We start from the raw sequence: 17,018 nt of genomic DNA on the forward strand, positions 1-17,018 counted from the left end.
CCAGTGACCAGAACACGGCCATCACGACCGGCAAGAGCTTGTCGATTGCCAGCGGCGACAGCCTGTTCGCCAGCATCAGGAATACCTTCCGTTTGTTTGTGCAAAAGACCGGCATCAAGATGGTGGCGGCAGCTGGCGATATCGAGGTCCAGACGCTGACCGATAGCATCAACCTCCTGGCAAAACTCAATATCACACAAACCGCCAATCGCATCACGATCACCGCCAAGGAAGAAGTGGTGATCAACGGCGGCGGCAGCTACACCAAGTTCAATGCCGGCGGAATCGAGAAGGGCACTAACGGCGCTTATGTGGCGCATGCGGCTTCACATAGTCTGCCGGGGCCGCAAGCCATGGGGGTTGATACACGCGGCCTTCCGGCGATCAAAGCCTACAACGAAACATTCATTCTGCTGGATCCCAATGGCAAGCCACTGGAAAATATAAAGTATACGGTTACCGGTGCCGATGATGCGAATCATGCTGCGGAGACTACAGCTCAGGGCGGTACCCCTAGAGTGCATACCGACACTCCTGAAAAATTGAAATTCGCATTGCAATGGGCCGATATCTCGGCGGCCCCGAATCAGGCCACCTCCAACAATACTTCAAAGGATAACAATGGCTGATGCAACCACCATTGAAGCAATGACCAACGATACGCCAGAGTCCTGTGTCAAGGTCCATTGCGGCTGTGAAACGATGTGGTCGTTGGCGCAGCAGTTCAGTTATTTACGTTTAAGTAACGTCAAAACATACCCCAAAGCCACGTTGATTGGAGACTATGCGGTGCGCGCACGGCGTATTTCGGCTACGTACGCTCGGTTTTATCTGGAGCAGGAAGAAAACGGCCAAGCTGGCATGAAAGGTCGATTTTACTGGATGGCGCTAGGGGCGTTCGCAAGTAAAACTGTGGCTTGCACGTTGGAGGATTGGCGTGTCGAAACGCAAGCAGCAGTGGTATCCAAGAAAACCAAGGAAGGTTTAGGTAAAGGGAATTTCTGGCTGTTTTGCGACATCAGCGGTTGGCATTGGTATTACTGCATGTATCCCGATACATTTGATAGTTGCTTGGACAAACGCAATAGCGACAAATTTGTTCCTGAAGTTCAAGTTCAGACAACGAAGATGCCTTGGCATGCGGAAGCTTTGCCGAAGATTAATAATTTGAGAGTTTCCAAGGAAATCATATCGGGCTTTGCGAAGGTGAAAGAGTTTGAGAACGAAACCAAGGATGCGGTACGTAGAAAGATCCAGCTGGATCATTTGTTGGATATCGCCGACCATGAGCAAGGCGTAATTCTGCAGCCATTGATCTATACGGATCCTGATTTTTCGTACTGGCTCGGATTTCAGCGTAAAGCGTGGGTGCGTTGGGCTACACCTAATCTTGAGCTGGTGTTCAATAGCGCCTGCTCAACCGGTAAGTCGGAATATAAATCAGTTGCGCCTGACGATACGAAATTGGAGGATTTTAAGAGTCGGATGAAATGGATCGGATCCGCCGCAAAAGATTTTCATTCATTGATGGGGCGATATCCGGCTTATATGGAAGGTGAGCTCCGGACAATGGCAAGTTGGGTTGATATGGCGGATAAATGACTAAAGTGCACAATATATGCCGCCCGCTAGCGCTCTTGCTCATAGGCTTGATCATATTGGCGGGTTGCCAGGAAAAGAAAGCTGAATCCCCTGACACAATCATTGAACAGAAAGCTAACGTCATGTCCCAACAGATATCTATCAAAATAGGTGAGCAAGGATCCAATTTCTCACAGCGTTATCCTGGTAACGTAAAAATCGTTCATCAGCCCGCCGGCATAGATTTCTACAAAATCGACTGGGATACCAGCCCTCATGGCACCGTGACGATTGAGAACGGTAAACACTCGTTCGTGATTGAAGACGTGTTGGGCGTATCCGGCGGCCAAGACCTTGGACCACAGGCAAGTGAAGGACTCTCGGAATTTGATATTTATGCGGGCATCACCGCTTCTGATCTCATTGCACACGACGATGCGCGCCAAAAGATGTACTCACTGCTGCAGGTATTGGTAGACAAGGGATGGAAACCAATCGTCTCGCCTGGCGATCCTCGCCTAAAAGGTAAGGCTCGGTTGGATTATGTATTGAATACATACAAATATCTCAATCTTGATCCGAGCTATACGCCTACGCTGGAGGAATGGATGCGCATTGAAAGTGGGACTGACTGGCGTTTTTATGCGGACCATCTCTATCTGACCGTGAATTTCACTCGTGAACGTACCTTGACGGATCCCAGCAAACCCGGCGCTTACTTAGTGAATTTCAACATCAAGACCGAACTTCAAGAGTTTAGAGAATATGTGAAACCAGAAGACCGTCAGCGCTGGAAAGAATTGTTACCTGCTGCTCTATCCAAGTTGCCGCCAATGCGTGCGCAAAAAGAAACGGAGCTTAAAGCCAAAGGCATCGCGATTGACGATACTTATCGAGATCCGCCGATTCCTGAGACGAAGTAAGTGCCTAATTTGAATTGGCCTTGCTTCGGGCGAAGGCCATCTGGCTTGCTACCCCTATGATAAAAGTAGCTGTAAGCCGATGAATTTATCCCGAGATGAGCCGATGAGATCGGTTTCAATAGCTTTGAGAATAATTCGCACACTTCATGAAGCTTAAAAATTTCGGCCCGACGCATTGGGTATCAGTTGCTTTAGCGTGGTGGATGATTCTTCCGGTGATTGTTGCGCTGTGGCTTTTATTTGGCAATGACATTAAAGCAGGCTTGTTTGATCTGTTTGAGAAGAAGCCTGTTGTGTACAGCAGCGTTGTCGTTGAAATCGGCGAATCTGGACAAGAATTTTCCTCGAAATATAAAGCGATGTTCGATCAAAATGATCGAAATCCCGGGTCGCATTATTACCGTATCCATTGGCCGGCTACTGCAGAGGGGCGCATTACCGTAAAAAATGGCAGCAGTGCGTTTGAGATCAATACCGTTCTTTCCCTGACTGGGGATTCGGATGATACGTATCCGGCGAAAGATATATCCGGCTTTTCTGTCAACATGGGACTGCCGCCAAGAAACAATATATCTCATGACGATGCGCGCCTGAAGTTTTATGCCTTGCTCGAGGCTATTCAGCAAGCCGGCTGGAAGCGATGGATCAGCCCTGGCATGCCCCGTCTTAGCGGCGCAGATGCGCTGCGTTACCAGATGGGCAGTATTGAAAATACCGCGAGTTTGATGTCTCTTGATCCCGATGACATGCCTGCATTGGATGCATGGATGAAAATAAAGGACATGAGCGGGTGGCGATTCTACTTGAACGATGTTTATATGGATGTGCAATTTATGCGGGACCGGAAACGGATGGATCCCAGCCTTCCGGCTGCTTATTTTCTTACGCTGAAACTAGAGAGCAGCGACAGTTTTCAACGAAGTGAATTGGCGTTTGAAGATCGGCCGCGCTGGAAGGAGTTGTATCCGGTCGTGAGAAGCAGGCAAGCAAGAGAACGAATGCGCTCAGAAGAAAAGCTCCGCGCGCTTGGCTTCAAAATTGATGCCGAGTATCGCAATCCAGATGAATAAAATACGAACCTGATGATTGGGATAGCGTTACAGAGCGGGCGGATGGCAGTAGGGGGTAGGGAAAAAGTGAGTCTCTTTGAATCGTAGACTCGTCAAGCTGCCTTAGAGTTTTTTCAGCCGCTTCGCATTCGCAGTAGCCCGCGCATGAATCGGCTGCAATCCCGTCTGCGCAATATCCGCCAGCGAAGTATTGAACTGCGACACCGCCTCAGCCGAGTTGCGCATGGTGTCATGCGCCAGCTTGCTTTGCCGATGCCCGGACTGATGCAAGGTGCTGCTGCTGGCGACCGACATCAGGTTGGCGGCGCCGCTCAGCATTTGCTGGATGGCCAGGCGGGCGGCTTCCTGGTGCATGCTCATGAAGCGGATCGCCATGGCGTGCGCGGACTCGGTGATGGCTTCGATTTTTTCCTGGCTCATCAGGTTGAATTCATTGCGGTCGCGCAGGCTGGGCGCTGGTCCGGCCATGGCCATGCGGGCGGTGCGGTGGCCGATCACCTGGGCCGAGGCGCTTATCATCTCTCCGGTTTGCAGCATCAGGTCGGTCCATGCATTGATGGAAGCGGTGGGGGTGCTGAGAATGTCAGGGCTGCTGGCGATAGGATTGCGGACGCGGTACGATTTCATTGTGACTCCTTGGTGGTCTGACGACGGCAGGCGGCGGTGTGCTCATCCGAGTAGTCTTGATAGCGCTAACAATACCTGCTTTTATTCCCGGATTGGGGCTTTTTTGTGGCGTTGCAACATAATTTTGCAATTGACCTGTTTTCGTGCTGTAAAAGCAACTAATCAGAGAATGAAAGTGTCTCATAAAGGCAGTTCGTTAAATTTCCCAAATCTTCATAAATCAGTAACATTGCTTCAGGTAAAATCCCAGTATGAAAATTTTGATCAGTAACGACGATGGTTACTTGGCGCCGGGCATTATCGCCTTGGCGAACGCGCTGGCGCCGATTGCGGAAATCGTGGTGGTAGCCCCGGACAGCAATCGTTCCGGCTCGTCCAACTCTTTGACCCTGGACCGTCCTTTGTCTGTCCAGCGCGCCGAAAACGGTTTCTATTTCATTAACGGCACGCCATCCGACTGCGTGCACGTGGCCTTGACCGGCTTGTTGAATTTCCGTCCCGACCTGATCGTTTCCGGCATCAACCAAGGCCAGAACATGGGTGACGATACACTGTATTCGGGCACCGTGGCGGCTGCCACCGAGGGTTATCTATTCGGTATCCCGGCGATGGCTTTTTCGCAGTTGCACAAAGGCTGGGATGAGCTTGAGGCGGCAGCCATGGTGGCGCGCGATATCGTCGAGCGGCGCTTTGACAATCTGCCGCAGCCTTATCTGCTGAACGTCAATATTCCCAACCTGCCTTACGATCGGCTCAAGCCGGCCCTGGCGACACGGCTGGGCAAGCGGCATGAATCGGAATCGGTGATCAAGGCGCAGGATCCGCATGGCCGCGACATTTACTGGATCGGACCGCCGGGCGGCGCGCGCGATGCCGGCGAGGGCACCGACTTCCACGCTACCGCCAACGGCCATGTCTCGATCACGCCTTTGCAGATCGATCTGACGCATGCGGCCCAGCTGGCCGCCCTGAGGAAAGACTTGTCATGACCGACAAGGCGAAGCGTTTTCCGTTGCAGCTGTCATCGGTAGTCGACAAGAAACCCAGCGCTGACCGCAGCAACCGCAGCGTTGCGACGCCGCAGACTGCAACCAAGAACGCTGCCTGGGAAAACTCCCGCAACGCGCCGCGCAGCGGCGCCGTACCGTCAGCGCAGCTGCCGAAACCTGCGCCCGCCGCCAGCAAGCCGATGGCGCGTCCGGGCGAGAGCGCCAGCCACGTCGAGCGCTCGAATTCGATGGTGTCCGACGGCGTGCGCAAAGCCATGGTGGCGCGCGTCGCCAAACAGGGCGTGACGGATGCCAAGGTGCTGGCGGCAATGGAAAGCGTGCCGCGCCATATGTTCATGGAACCTGGCTTGTCGAGCCAGGCGTATATCGACGCCTCTTTGCCGATTGGCCATCACCAGACCATTTCGCAGCCGTATATCGTGGCGCGCATGATCGAGATCATGCGCGATAACCAGCAGGGCGGCGTCCTCAACCGGGTGCTGGAAATCGGCACCGGCTGCGGCTACCAGGCGGCGGTGCTGTCGCTGGTGGCGAAGGAAGTGTATTCGATCGAGCGCATCAAGCCTTTGCATGAACTGGCGCGCAGCAACTTGCGTCCGCTGCGGATCGCCAACATCCGTTTGCATTACGGAGATGGTATGCTTGGGCTGCCGCAGGTGGCGCCTTTCGACGGTATCATCCTGGCTGCGGCGGGACTCGAAGTGCCGCAGGCGTTATTGGATCAAATGACGATCGGCGGCCGCCTGGTGGCTCCGGTCGGTTCCCGTCATCAGGTACTGCAGCTCATCCAGCGAACCAGTAAATTTGATTGGACCAGCACCACACTGGAAGACTGTCATTTTGTGCCTTTGCGCGCCGGCACGGTTTGAGGATAGCTTGTGCCGCAGCCGGCGAAACATATTGACGAATAAATCGACGAACAATCAGCGACTCAGTCGCACATACTAATATCAATGTAATGAGAATGAAGAAAACTCGCTTTATCGCTTTGGGAGTAATGATCGCTACGCTGGCAGCGTGTACCACTCCGCGTACCCCCGCTCCGGTCGTCGAGCGCCGCACAGGCGGCAGCGTCGCCACCGGCACGACCGTATCCGATGCGCCGCGCGTGGCTGAGGGGCGCGGTTCTTACACCGTCAAGCAAGGCGACACCTTGTACCGGATCGCGCTGGAATTCGGTCAGAGCTATCGCGACATCGTGGCCTGGAACAAGCTGGAAAACGCGAACGACATCAAGGTCGGCCAGGTATTGCGCGTGCAGCCGCCGGATGGCAGTTCCAGCGCTGCGGGCGGCGCCCAGGCCGTCAGCGTAGGGTCCGGTTCAGGAGTCGAAGTGCGCTCGCTGGGATCGGCGCCATCGGCGGCTGCAAGCGGCGGCAGCGCCGCCAACAAGAACGGCCCGCGCGGCGACAAGCGGCCGTATTCGGAAGCGGCGCTGGCAGAATTGCAAAAACCGGACGCGGCGTCCTCCAGCGATGCGCCGAAAGCGGTGGCGCCGGCAGTTGTAGCGCCTGCTGCCGCGGTTGCGGCCAGCACGCCGGCCGTTTCTACGCCAGCGTCAGCAGCGGCGGCCTCTGGCGATGAAGACAAGGTGGACTGGATGTGGCCGGCCGAAGGCAAGCAGATAGGTGCTTTCGACCAGGGCAAGAAGGGCATCGATATTGCCGGAAAATCAGGGCAGTCGGTGGTGGCGGCAGCCGGCGGCAAGGTGATGTATGCCGGCAGCGGTATCCGCGGCTATGGTAATTTGGTTATCATCAAACATACTAGCAACTTGTTGTCCGCTTACGCGCATAATAAGACCATTCTGGTGAAGGAAGGCCAGACTGTAAGCAAGGGCCAGAAAATTGCCGAGATGGGAAATTCGGACAGCGACGTGGTCAAGTTGCACTTCGAAGTTCGTCAGCAAGGCAAACCTGTGGATCCATCGAAATTCCTACCGAACCGCTAAATGAGCGCTAAATGAGCAAACGCCCGGCAGATCATCAAGACGAAGAGCATGAGGTCTCATCGGAGCGGCTGGCCGATGATGGGCGCGATGACGACGATGTTGATGCTATCGCCGGCGAGCAGGATATCGACGACGAGGTAGTGGTTGACGGCGTGGTGGTGGTGGTCGACGGCGTCGAGGAACTGAAGAAGGTCCTGGCTGCGGAACTGTCGACCGACACCACCCAGCATTACCTGAACCAGATCGGCACCCGGCCGCTGCTGACGGTAACCGAGGAAGTGCATTTCGCCACCTTGGCCAAGCAGGGCAATTTCGACGCCCGGCAGAAGATGATCGAACACAATCTGCGGCTGGTGGTGTCGATCGCCAAGCACTATATCAACCGCGGCGTCGCCTTGCTCGACCTGATCGAAGAAGGCAATCTCGGGCTGATGCGGGCGATCGACAAGTTCGAGCCGGAACGCGGTTTCCGTTTCTCTACCTATGCCACCTGGTGGATACGCCAAAGCATCGAGCGCGCCATCATGAACCAGGCGCGCACCGTGCGTTTGCCGGTGCACATGGTGCGCGAGCTGAACCAGATCCTGCGCGCCAAATATCATCTGGAAGCCCAGCACCACGACGGCAAGGACGCCAGCGCCGAAGACATCGCCCATCTGGTGGATCGGCCGGTGGAGGATGTGCAAGACGTGCTGGCGCTGTCCGAACATGCGGCTTCGCTGGATGCGCCGCTGGACCAGGATCCGCTGGCCAGCTTGATGGATTTGCTGCCCAGCGCCACCGAAGAAAATCCCGATTCCCGCGCCGAACAGCAGGAAACCTCGATCCTGGTGCGGGTCTGGCTGGAAAAGCTGACCGACAAGCAGCGCAATGTGATCATGCGCAGGTTCGGTCTCGATAATGACGATCCGTCCACCCTGGAAGAGCTGGCCGCCGAAATCGGCGTCACGCGCGAGCGGGTGCGGCAAATCCAGCAGGAAGCCTTGCTCAAGCTGAAACGTTTGCTGGGCGCCAAGGGTGTTGGCAAGGACTCCTTCCTCTAGGGGCTGGTCTGCTGGCATTGCGCTAAGCTGACCTCAGCCGGCCCGCATGGCGCTATAATCATGGGCTGACTTCACTCCACTTCGACGCTGTCGTATCCGACGGCAAGTTACTGCTTCCTATGCAACAAGACATTATCGATATCAAATCCCTCGACATGGATGCGCGCGGGATCGGCCATTTGCAAAATGAAGACGGCACCCAGGGCAAGGTGATCTTTGTCGAAGGCGCCTTGCCGGGCGAGCGCGTCAGTTTCCTGTCGTATCGCAAGAAGGCAAAATGGGAAGCCGCCAGCATGACCGCCTTGCACAAGGAATCGGTGTTGCGGGTCAAGCCGCATTGCCCCGTGTTCGGCATTTGCGGCGGCTGCGCCATGCAGCATCTGGAGCCGTCGGCGCAGGTGGCGATCAAGCAGCGGGTGCTGGAAGATAATCTGTGGCATATCGGCAAGGTCAAGGCGGAATCCATGCTGCGGCCGATCTATGGCCCGACCTGGGGCTACCGCTACCGCGCCCGCATATCGGTGCGCAATGTGCCAAAAAAGGGCGGGGTGCTGGTCGGCTTCCATGAGCGCAAGTCATCCTTCATCACGGACATGAAGCAGTGCGAGATATTGCCGTCGAATGTATCGGCGATGCTGGTCCCTTTGCGCCATCTGATCGCTTCGCTCAGCCTGATCGACCATATTCCGCAGATCGAACTGGCGGTCGGCGAAGGTCCGCAAGGCAAGGTGACGGCGCTGGTGTTGCGCATCATGGCGGCCTTGAGCGGCGATGATGAGATCAAGCTGAAGGCGTTCGCGGACCAGTATCAGGTCAACTGGTGGCTGCAGACCGCGGGACCGGACAGCGCGTATCCGTTTTATCCGGCGCAAGGCGACTTGTATTACACCTTGCCGGAATTCGGCGTGCGGATGCCGTTCAAGCCGACCGATTTCACTCAGGTCAACCACCAGATCAACCGGGTGCTGGTGGCGCGCGCCTTGCGTCTGCTGGACTTGCAACCGCAGGATCGCGTGGCCGACCTGTTTTGCGGCCTGGGGAATTTCACCTTGCCGCTGGCGACCCAGGTGCGCGAAGTCGTCGGCATCGAAGGCAGTCAAGCCCTGATCAACCGCGCCGGCGAAAATGCCGCTGTCAATCAGCTGGCGGACAAGACAACGTTTTACTGCCGCAACCTGTTTGAGGCGACCGCGCAGGATTTCATCGCCCTGGGCAAGTTTGAGCGCATGCTGATCGACCCGCCGCGCGACGGCGCCGCGGCTGTGTGCGAAGCGATCGTCGGGCTGGCTGCCATCGACAAGAGTTTCATGCCGCAGCGGATTGTCTATGTCTCTTGCAATCCGTCGACGCTGGCGCGCGATGCCGGCCTGCTGACCGCCGGCGGCTATCGCTTGAGCCAGGCCGGGGTGGTGAACATGTTCCCGCATACCGCTCATGTGGAATCGATTGCGGTGTTCGATCTCGCTTAATTCGCTGGCGTGATTCAGCTGCTTGATACGGCTGGACGACCCATGAAAAAACCGGCCCTCGAGCCGGTTTCTTTGTGTCTGAAGCAGGGTTTTGCTTAGTTGCGGTTGCCGCCGAAGATGCCTAGCAGGGACAGCAGGTTGACAAAAATATTATAGACATCCAGGTACAAGCTCAATGTGGCTGAAATGTAATTTGTTTCGCCGCCATTGATGATGCGCTGCACGTCATACAGGATGTAGGCCGAGAAAATGGCAATCGCGATCACCGATACCGCCAGGTAGAGCGCCGGAATCTGCAGGAAAACATTGGCCAGCGAGGCCAGCAACAGCACCACGACGCCGGCGAACAGCCATTTTCCCATGTTCGAGAAATCGCGCTTGCTCACCGTGGCGATACTTGCCATGACGACAAATACGCTGGCGGTGCCGCCGAAAGCCATCATGATCAGGGTGGCGCCGTTGGAGAAGCCGACCAGCGTGTGGCCGATCAGGCGCGACAGCATCAGGCCCATGAAGAAGGTGAAGCCAAGCAGCAACAGTACGCCCCAGCCGCTGTTCTTGGTCTTTTCAATTGCATAGAAGAAACCAAAGGCGACCGCCATGAAAGCCATGAAGCCGATCAGAGGGCTGTTCCTGAAGAAGCTGAAATCCATCTGGACCCCAAGCCAGGCGCCGGCAATCGTCGGCAGCATGGATAGCGCCAGCAGCCAGTATGTGTTGCGCAGCACGCGATGCTGTGCGCTGAGCGCGGTGCTGCCTGGTGAGTAGGTTGATTGCAGGTTTGGGTTCATGAAAGGACTCCTTTGAAAATTGCAAAAGTATTAAACTGTTGCGATCATAGCACTTGCTGACGTCGTCGTTACATCAGACAGTAAACCGGCAAAGTGGTTCTCAGCGGGTTTCGGAGCGCTTTCCTGGCGCTTTTATCTGTTTTGCGGGGTAATCACCTTGCGTTTTGGCTAGTTTTGACGATTCTATACGGGTGTTTCGTGTTAAAATCAAAGGTTGATTGAACTATTGGCCAGTCACTCATTTAATGCTTTCATAAAGCACCTTAACCCTTTCTTTCTATTGGAGTTTTTCAGATGGCAATTGAACGCACCCTGTCGATTATCAAACCAGACGCAGTCGCAAAAAACGTAATCGGTCAAATCTACACCCGTTTCGAAAACGCTGGCTTGAAAATCGTTGCTGCCCGCATGACGCACCTGACACGCGCTGAAGCCGAAGGCTTCTACGCTGTGCACCGCGAGCGTCCTTTCTTCAAGGACCTGGTTGATTTCATGATCTCCGGTCCGGTAATGATCCAGGCTCTGGAAGGCGAAAACGCAGTTTTGAAGCACCGCGACCTGATGGGCGCAACCGATCCTAAGAAGGCGGAAAAGGGCACGATCCGTGCTGATTTCGCTGACTCGATCGACGCTAACGCAGTGCACGGTTCGGACGCAGTTGAAGCCGGCAAGGTTGAAATCGCCTATTTCTTCCCGACGGTCTAAGCTGAACTAAGGTTGTTTTGTTGTAGCAGGGCGGACGCGGCAGGCAGGACGATGCCGCTGCCACCCTGAGTAATATAGAAAATTGGAAATGCCATGACTGCTCTCACCAACCTGCTGGATCTGGATCCCGCACAACTGACCGCGTATTGCGGCGAGTTGGGGGAGAAGCCATTCCGCGCCAAACAATTATTGCGCTGGATTCATCAATTCGGCGCGCACGATTTCGATGCGATGACCGACCTCGCCAAGTCATTGCGTGACAAGCTGGCGACCCGGGCGATCATCGCCGCTCCCGCTGTGATCAGCGATCACACCTCAACCGACGGCACCCGCAAGTGGCTGCTTGATGTCGGTCAGGGCAATGCGGTCGAGACGGTGTTCATCCCCGAGGAAAACCGCGGCACCTTGTGTATTTCGACCCAGGCCGGCTGCGCCGTGAACTGCCGCTTTTGCTCCACCGGCAAGCAGGGTTTCAGCCGCAATCTGACGGTCGGGGAAATCATCGGCCAGCTGTGGATGGCGGAATTCGAATTGCGCAAGTCCAAGGGGGTCGAGCCCGGCCATAAAGGCGAGCGCCAGATCACCAACGTGGTGATGATGGGCATGGGCGAGCCTTTACTGAACTATGAGCCGACGGTGACGGCGCTGAAGCTGATGCTGGACGATAACGCCTACGGCCTGTCGCGCCGCCGCGTGACGCTGTCCACCAGCGGCGTGGTGCCGATGATCGACAAGCTGTCGCAGGACTGCGCGGTGGCGATGGCGGTGTCGCTGCACGCCTCCAACGACACCTTGCGCGATGGCCTGGTGCCGCTCAACAAGAAGTACCCCCTGCGTGAGCTGATGGCGGCCTGCAAGCGCTATCTGGAATTCGCGCCGCGCGATTTCATTACCTTTGAATACTGCATGCTGGACGACGTCAACGATACCGATGCCCACGCCCGCGAGCTGATCGCCCTGGTGCAGGGTCATGGCGGCGGTCCGGTGGTGCCATGCAAGTTCAACCTGATTCCGTTTAACCCTTTCCCCGAGTCGGGCCTGAAGCGCTCCAACAATCCGCGCATCAAGGCCTTTGCCCAGATCCTGATGGACGCCGGCATCGTCACCACTGTGCGCAAGACGCGCGGCGACGATATCGATGCCGCCTGCGGCCAGCTGGCAGGGGAAGTGCAAGACCGTACGCGCGTGCAGGAACGCATGCAGAAAATGACCGAATATCAGCAGAAATTCGGGAAGAATTTTGGCCGCATCATCGAGGTGTCTGAGTGACAGATCAAGTGAGCAGCAAACTGGGTAGCTGGAGTGGCCGTATCGTGTTTGCCGCGACGGCCGTGTCATTACTGGCAGGCCTGAGCGGCTGCGCCAATCCGCCGCTGAGCAGCGACCAGCAGAGCGGATCCACCCGCGAGCTGGCGACCAGCTCCGACCAGACCGAGGCGCAACGCCGTGCCGGCATCCGTTTACAGCTGGCGGTCGGTTATTACGAGCAGCGCCAGCTGGAAGTCGCGCTGGACGAGATCAAGCAGGCGCTGGCCGCCGATCCTGAGATGGCCGATGCCTACAGTGTGCGCGGCCTGATTTATATGGATATGGGCGAGAACCGCCTGGCCGACGAAAATTTTCAGCGTGCCTTGCGGCTGGCGCCGAACAATCCGGATTTTGCCAATAATTATGGCTGGTTCCTGTGCCAGAACGGCCGCGTCAAGGAATCGATAGCTTATTTCGAGACTGCCTTGAAGAGCCGTACCTACCAGTCGCCGGCAAAGGCCTTGACCAATGCCGGCGTGTGCAGCCTCAAACTGAACGATACGGCGGCGGCAGAGCGTTATCTGCTGCAAGCCTTCCAGTTCGACGCCAGCAATCCGTTGACCAATGCCAAGCTCGCGCAACTGGCGTATGACCACAACGACTATGAGCGGGCCCGGTTTTATATCGGACTCGTATTGAAAACAGATGTGCAAAATGCGGAAGCATTATGGACAGCAATCAAGGTGGAGCGCAAGTTGGGTGACACAGCTGCAGAAGCAAGTTTGGTGACGCAATTACGCCGTCGTTTTGCCGGCTCCCCGGAATTCGCCGCTTACCAGCGCGGAGCGTTTAATGAGTGAGCCAGAACAGTTGAAGCGGGCTGCTGCCGACGAAGTCCTGCACCTGGATAATCTGGCTGAGCAGGCGCAGAGCGCCACGCTCGGCAGCCGGCTGGCCGGCAGGCGCGAGCAGCTTGGCTGGTCGGTGGCGGAAGTCGCCAGCCATCTGAAGCTGGCGCCGCGCCAGATCGAAGCAATGGAAGCGGATAATTACGCCGCCTTGCCGACCATGGTCATGACGCGCGGTTTTATCCGCTCCTATGCCAAATTGCTGGACCTCGACGTGAGCGACGCGTTGGCCGCCATTTCACCCGCAGCCGCGGTGCAACCCGTGCGCGCTACCGCGCATGGCCAGTTGTCGACGCCTTTTTCGGAGTCCCGTTTCAGCTTGATGGGGCGCAGCAAATTCGCCTATAAATGGCTGGTCGTGCTGGCGGTGCTGTTGTTGCTGGCGGCGGTGGCGATACGGCTCGATGTGCTGCCGGTGGTGCAGAATACCTTGCAGTCGTTGAGCGAGAAAGCTGCCGCATCGGCTACGGCCTCAACGACTGCGTCAACTAGCGAAGAGGCTGCTGCCTCTTCGTCTGCGAGCATGGATACCCAGGCCGTCGATAAAGAAGCGAATGCAGCCTTGACGGCTGCTCCGGCCACGGCCGTTCCTGCTGCGGATGGGGCAGCTGGCGCCGGCGTCAATGCCGCCGCGGCCAATGGTGGAGCAACTGCAACTGCAGCTGCAGCTGTAACGACAGCCAGCCCGGCGGCCGGCGGCGAACTCAGCCTGAACTTCCGCCAGGATTCGTGGGTCGATATCAAGCGCGCTGACAACACCGTGCTGATTTCGCGTCTGGTGAAAGCCGGCAGCACGGAAACGGTGGACATGTCGCAGCCGGTCAGCGTCATCATCGGCAATATCGCCGGGGTTGACGCTACCTTGCGCGGCGCGCCGCTGGACCTGAAGGCCGGGTCCAAGACCAATGTCGCCCGGCTGACCTTGAAATAAGCTTGAAAGAGAGACGTTCATGAATCTTCCGATCGGCTCAGGCCCTACTGCACGACGTCTCAGCCGCGGCGCGGTGATCAGCTACGGCGAGCGCAAGATCATGGTTGGCGGCGGCGCCCCGGTGGTGGTGCAGTCGATGACCAATACCGATACCGCCGACGCCATCGGCACCGCGATCCAGATCAAGGACCTGGCGCGCGCCGGTTCCGAACTGGTGCGGATCACCGTGAATAATCCGGAAGCGGCCGCGGCTGTGCCGGCGATCCGCGAGCAGCTGGACAAGATGGGCATTGATGTGCCGCTGGTGGGCGATTTTCACTACAACGGCCATACCTTGCTGAATGACTATCCTGAGTGCGCCCAGGCCTTGTCGAAGTATCGGATCAATCCGGGCAATGTGGGCAAGGGCGCCAAGCGCGACACCCAGTATGCGCAGATGATTGAAGCCGCTTGCAAGTACGACAAACCGGTGCGCATCGGCGTCAACTGGGGCAGTCTCGACCAGGCGCTGCTGGCGCGCATCATGGACGAGAACGCTGCGCGCAGCCAGCCATGGCCGGCGCAGGCGGTGATGTACGAAGCGCTGGTGACTTCGGCCATCGAAAACGCGCAAAGAGCGGAAGAGCTCGGTCTGGCTGCCGACCGTATTATCCTGTCGTGCAAGGTCTCAGGCGTGCAGGATCTGATCGCCGTATACCGGGAACTGGCGCGCCGCTGCGACTACCCGTTGCACCTGGGATTGACCGAAGCCGGCATGGGCAGCAAGGGCATCGTCGCCTCGACCGCGGCCTTGTCGGTGCTGCTGCAAGAGGGCATAGGCGACACCATCCGGATTTCGCTGACGCCTGAACCGGGCGGCGACCGCACCCGCGAAGTGATTGTGGGCCAGGAAATCCTGCAGACCATGGGCTTGCGCAAATTCGCGCCGATGGTGATTGCATGTCCTGGCTGCGGCCGCACTACTTCGACCGTGTTCCAGGACCTGGCTGACAAGATCCAGACCTATCTGCGCGATCAGATGCCAGTCTGGAAAAAAGCCTATCCGGGCGTTGAAGGCATGAATGTGGCGGTCATGGGCTGCATCGTGAATGGCCCTGGCGAATCCAAGCATGCGAATATCGGCATCAGTTTACCGGGCACCGGCGAATCGCCGGCGGCGCCGGTATTCATCGATGGCGAGAAGAAGCTGACGCTGCGCGGCGAGCGGATTGCCGAAGAATTCCAGGCAGTCGTGCTGGATTATGTGAAGAGCCACTATGGCCAGCCGGCAGCCTGATCCGCATCAAGATAGTTACGAAAAACTGATCAATAGCATTGATCGCTACAATTGGTCACCACGGGTGAATTGAAAAAGAATGTCAGAAAATAAGAAAGCCGAAAAAATCGTCGGCGTAAAGGGAATGAACGATATCCTGCCGGCCGATGCGGCCTTGTGGGAATTGTTTGAAAACACCGTCGAGTCGGTGCTGAAGAGCTACGGCTTCCAGAAGATACGCACGCCTATCGTCGAGCCGACGGCCTTGTTTGCGCGCGGCCTCGGCGCGGTCACCGATATCGTCGAAAAGGAAATGTATTCCTTTACCGATTCGATGAATGGCGACAACCTGACCCTGCGTCCGGAAAGCACCGCCGGCGTGGTGCGCGCCGCCATTGAACATAACCTGACTTACGACGGCCCCAAGCGGCTCTGGTATAACGGCCCGATGTTCCGCCACGAACGGCCGCAGCGCGGGCGCTATCGTCAGTTCCATCAGGTCGGCGCTGAAGCGCTGGGCTTTACCGGCCCGGATATCGACGCCGAACTGATCATGATGTGCCAGCGGCTGTGGGACGATCTTGGCTTGCAAGACGTCAAGCTGCAGCTGAATTCGATCGGCGACGCCGAAGAACGCAACCGTCACCGCGCCGACCTGATCGCTTACTTCGAACAGCATCAGGAACTGCTGGACGCCGATGCCCAGCGCCGCTTGCATACCAATCCGCTGCGCATCCTGGACACCAAGAATCCCGCGATGCAGGAAATGGTCAACGCCGCGCCGCAGCTGCTGTCCTACCTGGGTGCGGAATCGCTGGCGCATTTCGAAGGCGTGCAGAAGATCCTGAATCACAACAATATTCCTTTCACCATCAACCCGCGCCTGGTGCGCGGCATGGACTACTACAACCGTACCGTGTTCGAATGGGTGACCGAGCAGCTCGGTTCGCAGGGGACGGTTTGTGGCGGCGGCCGCTACGATCCGCTGGTGGAAATGTTCGGCGGCAAGCCGACCCCGGCCTGCGGCTTTGCCATGGGCGTGGAGCGCTTGCTGGAACTGATGCGCGCCAACGGCGAACAGGCTGAACGCAACGAGTGCGACGTTTATCTGGTGCATCAGGGCGAAGCGGCGCAGCTGCAATCTTTCGTGCTGGCGGAACGTCTGCGCAATGCGGGGCTGGATGTTGTGCTACATTGCGCTTCGTCCAATGCCGGCGGCAGTTTCAAATCGCAGATGAAGCGGGCCGACGCCAGCGGTGCGGCATATGCCATCATCATCGGCGACGATGAAGTCGCCAACCATACCGCGACCGTCAAGACCTTGCGTGCCGACAGTCATGCAGGGCATGATCACGCGGCCGATGGCGAAAAAGCGAGCGGCGGCAATCAAAGTGTCGTACCTTTCGATGCTGTAAGCGATTATCTGGTTGATCAGATCGTCGGAGCAGGTGACGATCATGGTCACGACCATGGCGATCACGTTCATTATCATCACTAAAATCAACA

The 17,018-nt window shown here is 57.0% G+C and carries 17 protein-coding genes; 15 read left to right on the forward strand and 2 right to left on the reverse strand.

Going from position 1 to position 17,018, the window contains the following annotated elements:
- The 4 genes from AC07V8_RS18040 to AC07V8_RS18055 form a co-directional block, all read left to right on the forward strand.
- Window positions 1-629, forward strand: a 629-nt coding sequence (locus AC07V8_RS18040) for a DUF2345 domain-containing protein (protein WP_494679718.1), incomplete at its 5' end; no start/stop codon positions are given.
- Window positions 622-1,602 carry a DUF2515 family protein gene (locus tag AC07V8_RS18045; protein WP_494679719.1) on the forward strand — a complete coding sequence of 327 codons (981 nt, stop codon included), beginning with the start codon at window positions 622-624 and terminating at the stop codon, window positions 1,600-1,602. The genes AC07V8_RS18040 and AC07V8_RS18045, both read left to right, overlap by 8 nt.
- On the forward strand, window positions 1,599-2,504 hold the full coding sequence (locus AC07V8_RS18050) for a hypothetical protein (protein WP_494679720.1): 906 nt from the start codon (window positions 1,599-1,601) through the stop codon (window positions 2,502-2,504). Before AC07V8_RS18045 ends, AC07V8_RS18050 begins: the two co-directional genes overlap by 4 nt.
- Window positions 2,505-2,650: 146 nt before the next feature.
- On the forward strand, window positions 2,651-3,574 hold the full coding sequence (locus AC07V8_RS18055) for a hypothetical protein (RefSeq protein WP_494679721.1): 924 nt from the start codon (window positions 2,651-2,653) through the stop codon (window positions 3,572-3,574).
- Between the two features lie 102 nt (window positions 3,575-3,676).
- Here the strand turns inward: AC07V8_RS18055 and AC07V8_RS18060 are convergent, their stop codons facing one another.
- On the reverse strand, window positions 3,677-4,201 hold the full coding sequence (locus AC07V8_RS18060) for a polyhydroxyalkanoate granule-associated phasin (protein ID WP_494679722.1): 525 nt from the start codon (window positions 4,199-4,201) through the stop codon (window positions 3,677-3,679).
- A gap of 251 nt (window positions 4,202-4,452) precedes the next feature.
- Between AC07V8_RS18060 and surE the strand changes: the two genes are divergently transcribed.
- From surE to rlmD, 5 genes are all read left to right on the forward strand, one after another.
- Complete coding sequence (surE, locus tag AC07V8_RS18065) at window positions 4,453-5,190, forward strand: 5'/3'-nucleotidase SurE (protein ID WP_494679723.1); 738 nt, start codon at window positions 4,453-4,455, stop codon at window positions 5,188-5,190.
- Window positions 5,187-6,080, forward strand: a complete 894-nt coding sequence (locus tag AC07V8_RS18070; RefSeq protein WP_494679724.1) for a protein-L-isoaspartate(D-aspartate) O-methyltransferase — start codon at window positions 5,187-5,189, stop codon at window positions 6,078-6,080. Before surE ends, AC07V8_RS18070 begins: the two co-directional genes overlap by 4 nt.
- A gap of 95 nt (window positions 6,081-6,175) precedes the next feature.
- The gene (locus tag AC07V8_RS18075; protein ID WP_494679725.1) at window positions 6,176-7,162 is read left to right on the forward strand and encodes a peptidoglycan DD-metalloendopeptidase family protein; all 987 of its coding nucleotides are present in this window, start codon (window positions 6,176-6,178) and stop codon (window positions 7,160-7,162) included.
- Between the two features lie 11 nt (window positions 7,163-7,173).
- Window positions 7,174-8,205 (forward strand): RNA polymerase sigma factor RpoS, encoded by a 1,032-nt coding sequence (gene rpoS / locus AC07V8_RS18080; protein WP_211441097.1) that lies wholly within the window; start codon window positions 7,174-7,176, stop codon window positions 8,203-8,205.
- 119 nt (window positions 8,206-8,324) lie between these two features.
- Window positions 8,325-9,674 (forward strand): 23S rRNA (uracil(1939)-C(5))-methyltransferase RlmD, encoded by a 1,350-nt coding sequence (gene rlmD, locus AC07V8_RS18085; RefSeq protein WP_494679726.1) that lies wholly within the window; start codon window positions 8,325-8,327, stop codon window positions 9,672-9,674.
- A 95-nt stretch (window positions 9,675-9,769) separates the two neighbouring features.
- On the opposite strand, the gene AC07V8_RS18090 is transcribed toward rlmD, so the two are convergent.
- Window positions 9,770-10,465, reverse strand: coding sequence for a Bax inhibitor-1/YccA family protein (locus AC07V8_RS18090; protein WP_494679727.1), 696 nt, complete (start codon window positions 10,463-10,465; stop codon window positions 9,770-9,772).
- A gap of 294 nt (window positions 10,466-10,759) precedes the next feature.
- Between AC07V8_RS18090 and ndk the strand changes: the two genes are divergently transcribed.
- The 6 genes from ndk (at window position 10,760) to hisS (ending at window position 17,010) form a co-directional block, all read left to right on the forward strand.
- Window positions 10,760-11,170, forward strand: coding sequence for a nucleoside-diphosphate kinase (gene ndk / locus AC07V8_RS18095; RefSeq protein WP_211441100.1), 411 nt, complete (start codon window positions 10,760-10,762; stop codon window positions 11,168-11,170).
- Between the two features lie 93 nt (window positions 11,171-11,263).
- Window positions 11,264-12,439: a dual-specificity RNA methyltransferase RlmN gene (gene rlmN, locus AC07V8_RS18100; RefSeq protein WP_098497192.1), complete on the forward strand. Its 1,176-nt coding sequence runs from the start codon at window positions 11,264-11,266 to the stop codon at window positions 12,437-12,439.
- Complete coding sequence (gene pilW, locus AC07V8_RS18105) at window positions 12,436-13,278, forward strand: type IV pilus biogenesis/stability protein PilW (RefSeq protein ID WP_494679728.1); 843 nt, start codon at window positions 12,436-12,438, stop codon at window positions 13,276-13,278. Before rlmN ends, pilW begins: the two co-directional genes overlap by 4 nt.
- Window positions 13,271-14,257 (forward strand): helix-turn-helix domain-containing protein, encoded by a 987-nt coding sequence (locus AC07V8_RS18110; protein WP_494679729.1) that lies wholly within the window; start codon window positions 13,271-13,273, stop codon window positions 14,255-14,257. The genes pilW and AC07V8_RS18110 overlap by 8 nt, the downstream gene beginning before the upstream one ends.
- Window positions 14,258-14,276: 19 nt before the next feature.
- A complete protein-coding gene (gene ispG, locus AC07V8_RS18115; protein ID WP_494679730.1) occupies window positions 14,277-15,533 on the forward strand; it encodes a flavodoxin-dependent (E)-4-hydroxy-3-methylbut-2-enyl-diphosphate synthase in 1,257 nt (418 codons plus the stop codon).
- A gap of 79 nt (window positions 15,534-15,612) precedes the next feature.
- Entirely contained in the window at window positions 15,613-17,010 is a 1,398-nt protein-coding gene (gene hisS / locus AC07V8_RS18120) for a histidine--tRNA ligase (protein WP_494679731.1), read from the forward strand.
- Window positions 17,011-17,018 lie beyond the last annotated feature (8 nt).

Source organism: Collimonas sp. GW821-FHT02H07 (genome assembly GCF_059421505.1).

Bases quoted from the DNA above. Each gene is read 5' to 3' on its own strand.
- AC07V8_RS18090 (WP_494679727.1), bottom strand. From the start codon at position 10,465: ATGAACCCAAACCTGCAATCAACCTACTCACCAGGCAGCACCGCGCTC.
- AC07V8_RS18060 (WP_494679722.1), bottom strand. From the start codon at position 4,201: ATGAAATCGTACCGCGTCCGCAATCCTATCGCCAGCAGCCCTGACATT.
- AC07V8_RS18050 (WP_494679720.1), top strand. From the start codon at position 1,599: ATGACTAAAGTGCACAATATATGCCGCCCGCTAGCGCTCTTGCTCATA.
- surE (WP_494679723.1), top strand. From the start codon at position 4,453: ATGAAAATTTTGATCAGTAACGACGATGGTTACTTGGCGCCGGGCATT.
- AC07V8_RS18075 (WP_494679725.1), top strand. From the start codon at position 6,176: ATGAAGAAAACTCGCTTTATCGCTTTGGGAGTAATGATCGCTACGCTG.
- ispG (WP_494679730.1), top strand. From the start codon at position 14,277: ATGAATCTTCCGATCGGCTCAGGCCCTACTGCACGACGTCTCAGCCGC.
- AC07V8_RS18110 (WP_494679729.1), top strand. From the start codon at position 13,271: ATGAGTGAGCCAGAACAGTTGAAGCGGGCTGCTGCCGACGAAGTCCTG.
- ndk (WP_211441100.1), top strand. From the start codon at position 10,760: ATGGCAATTGAACGCACCCTGTCGATTATCAAACCAGACGCAGTCGCA.
- rpoS (WP_211441097.1), top strand. From the start codon at position 7,174: ATGAGCAAACGCCCGGCAGATCATCAAGACGAAGAGCATGAGGTCTCA.
- rlmD (WP_494679726.1), top strand. From the start codon at position 8,325: ATGCAACAAGACATTATCGATATCAAATCCCTCGACATGGATGCGCGC.
- AC07V8_RS18045 (WP_494679719.1), top strand. From the start codon at position 622: ATGGCTGATGCAACCACCATTGAAGCAATGACCAACGATACGCCAGAG.
- AC07V8_RS18070 (WP_494679724.1), top strand. From the start codon at position 5,187: ATGACCGACAAGGCGAAGCGTTTTCCGTTGCAGCTGTCATCGGTAGTC.
- hisS (WP_494679731.1), top strand. From the start codon at position 15,613: ATGTCAGAAAATAAGAAAGCCGAAAAAATCGTCGGCGTAAAGGGAATG.
- rlmN (WP_098497192.1), top strand. From the start codon at position 11,264: ATGACTGCTCTCACCAACCTGCTGGATCTGGATCCCGCACAACTGACC.
- AC07V8_RS18055 (WP_494679721.1), top strand. From the start codon at position 2,651: ATGAAGCTTAAAAATTTCGGCCCGACGCATTGGGTATCAGTTGCTTTA.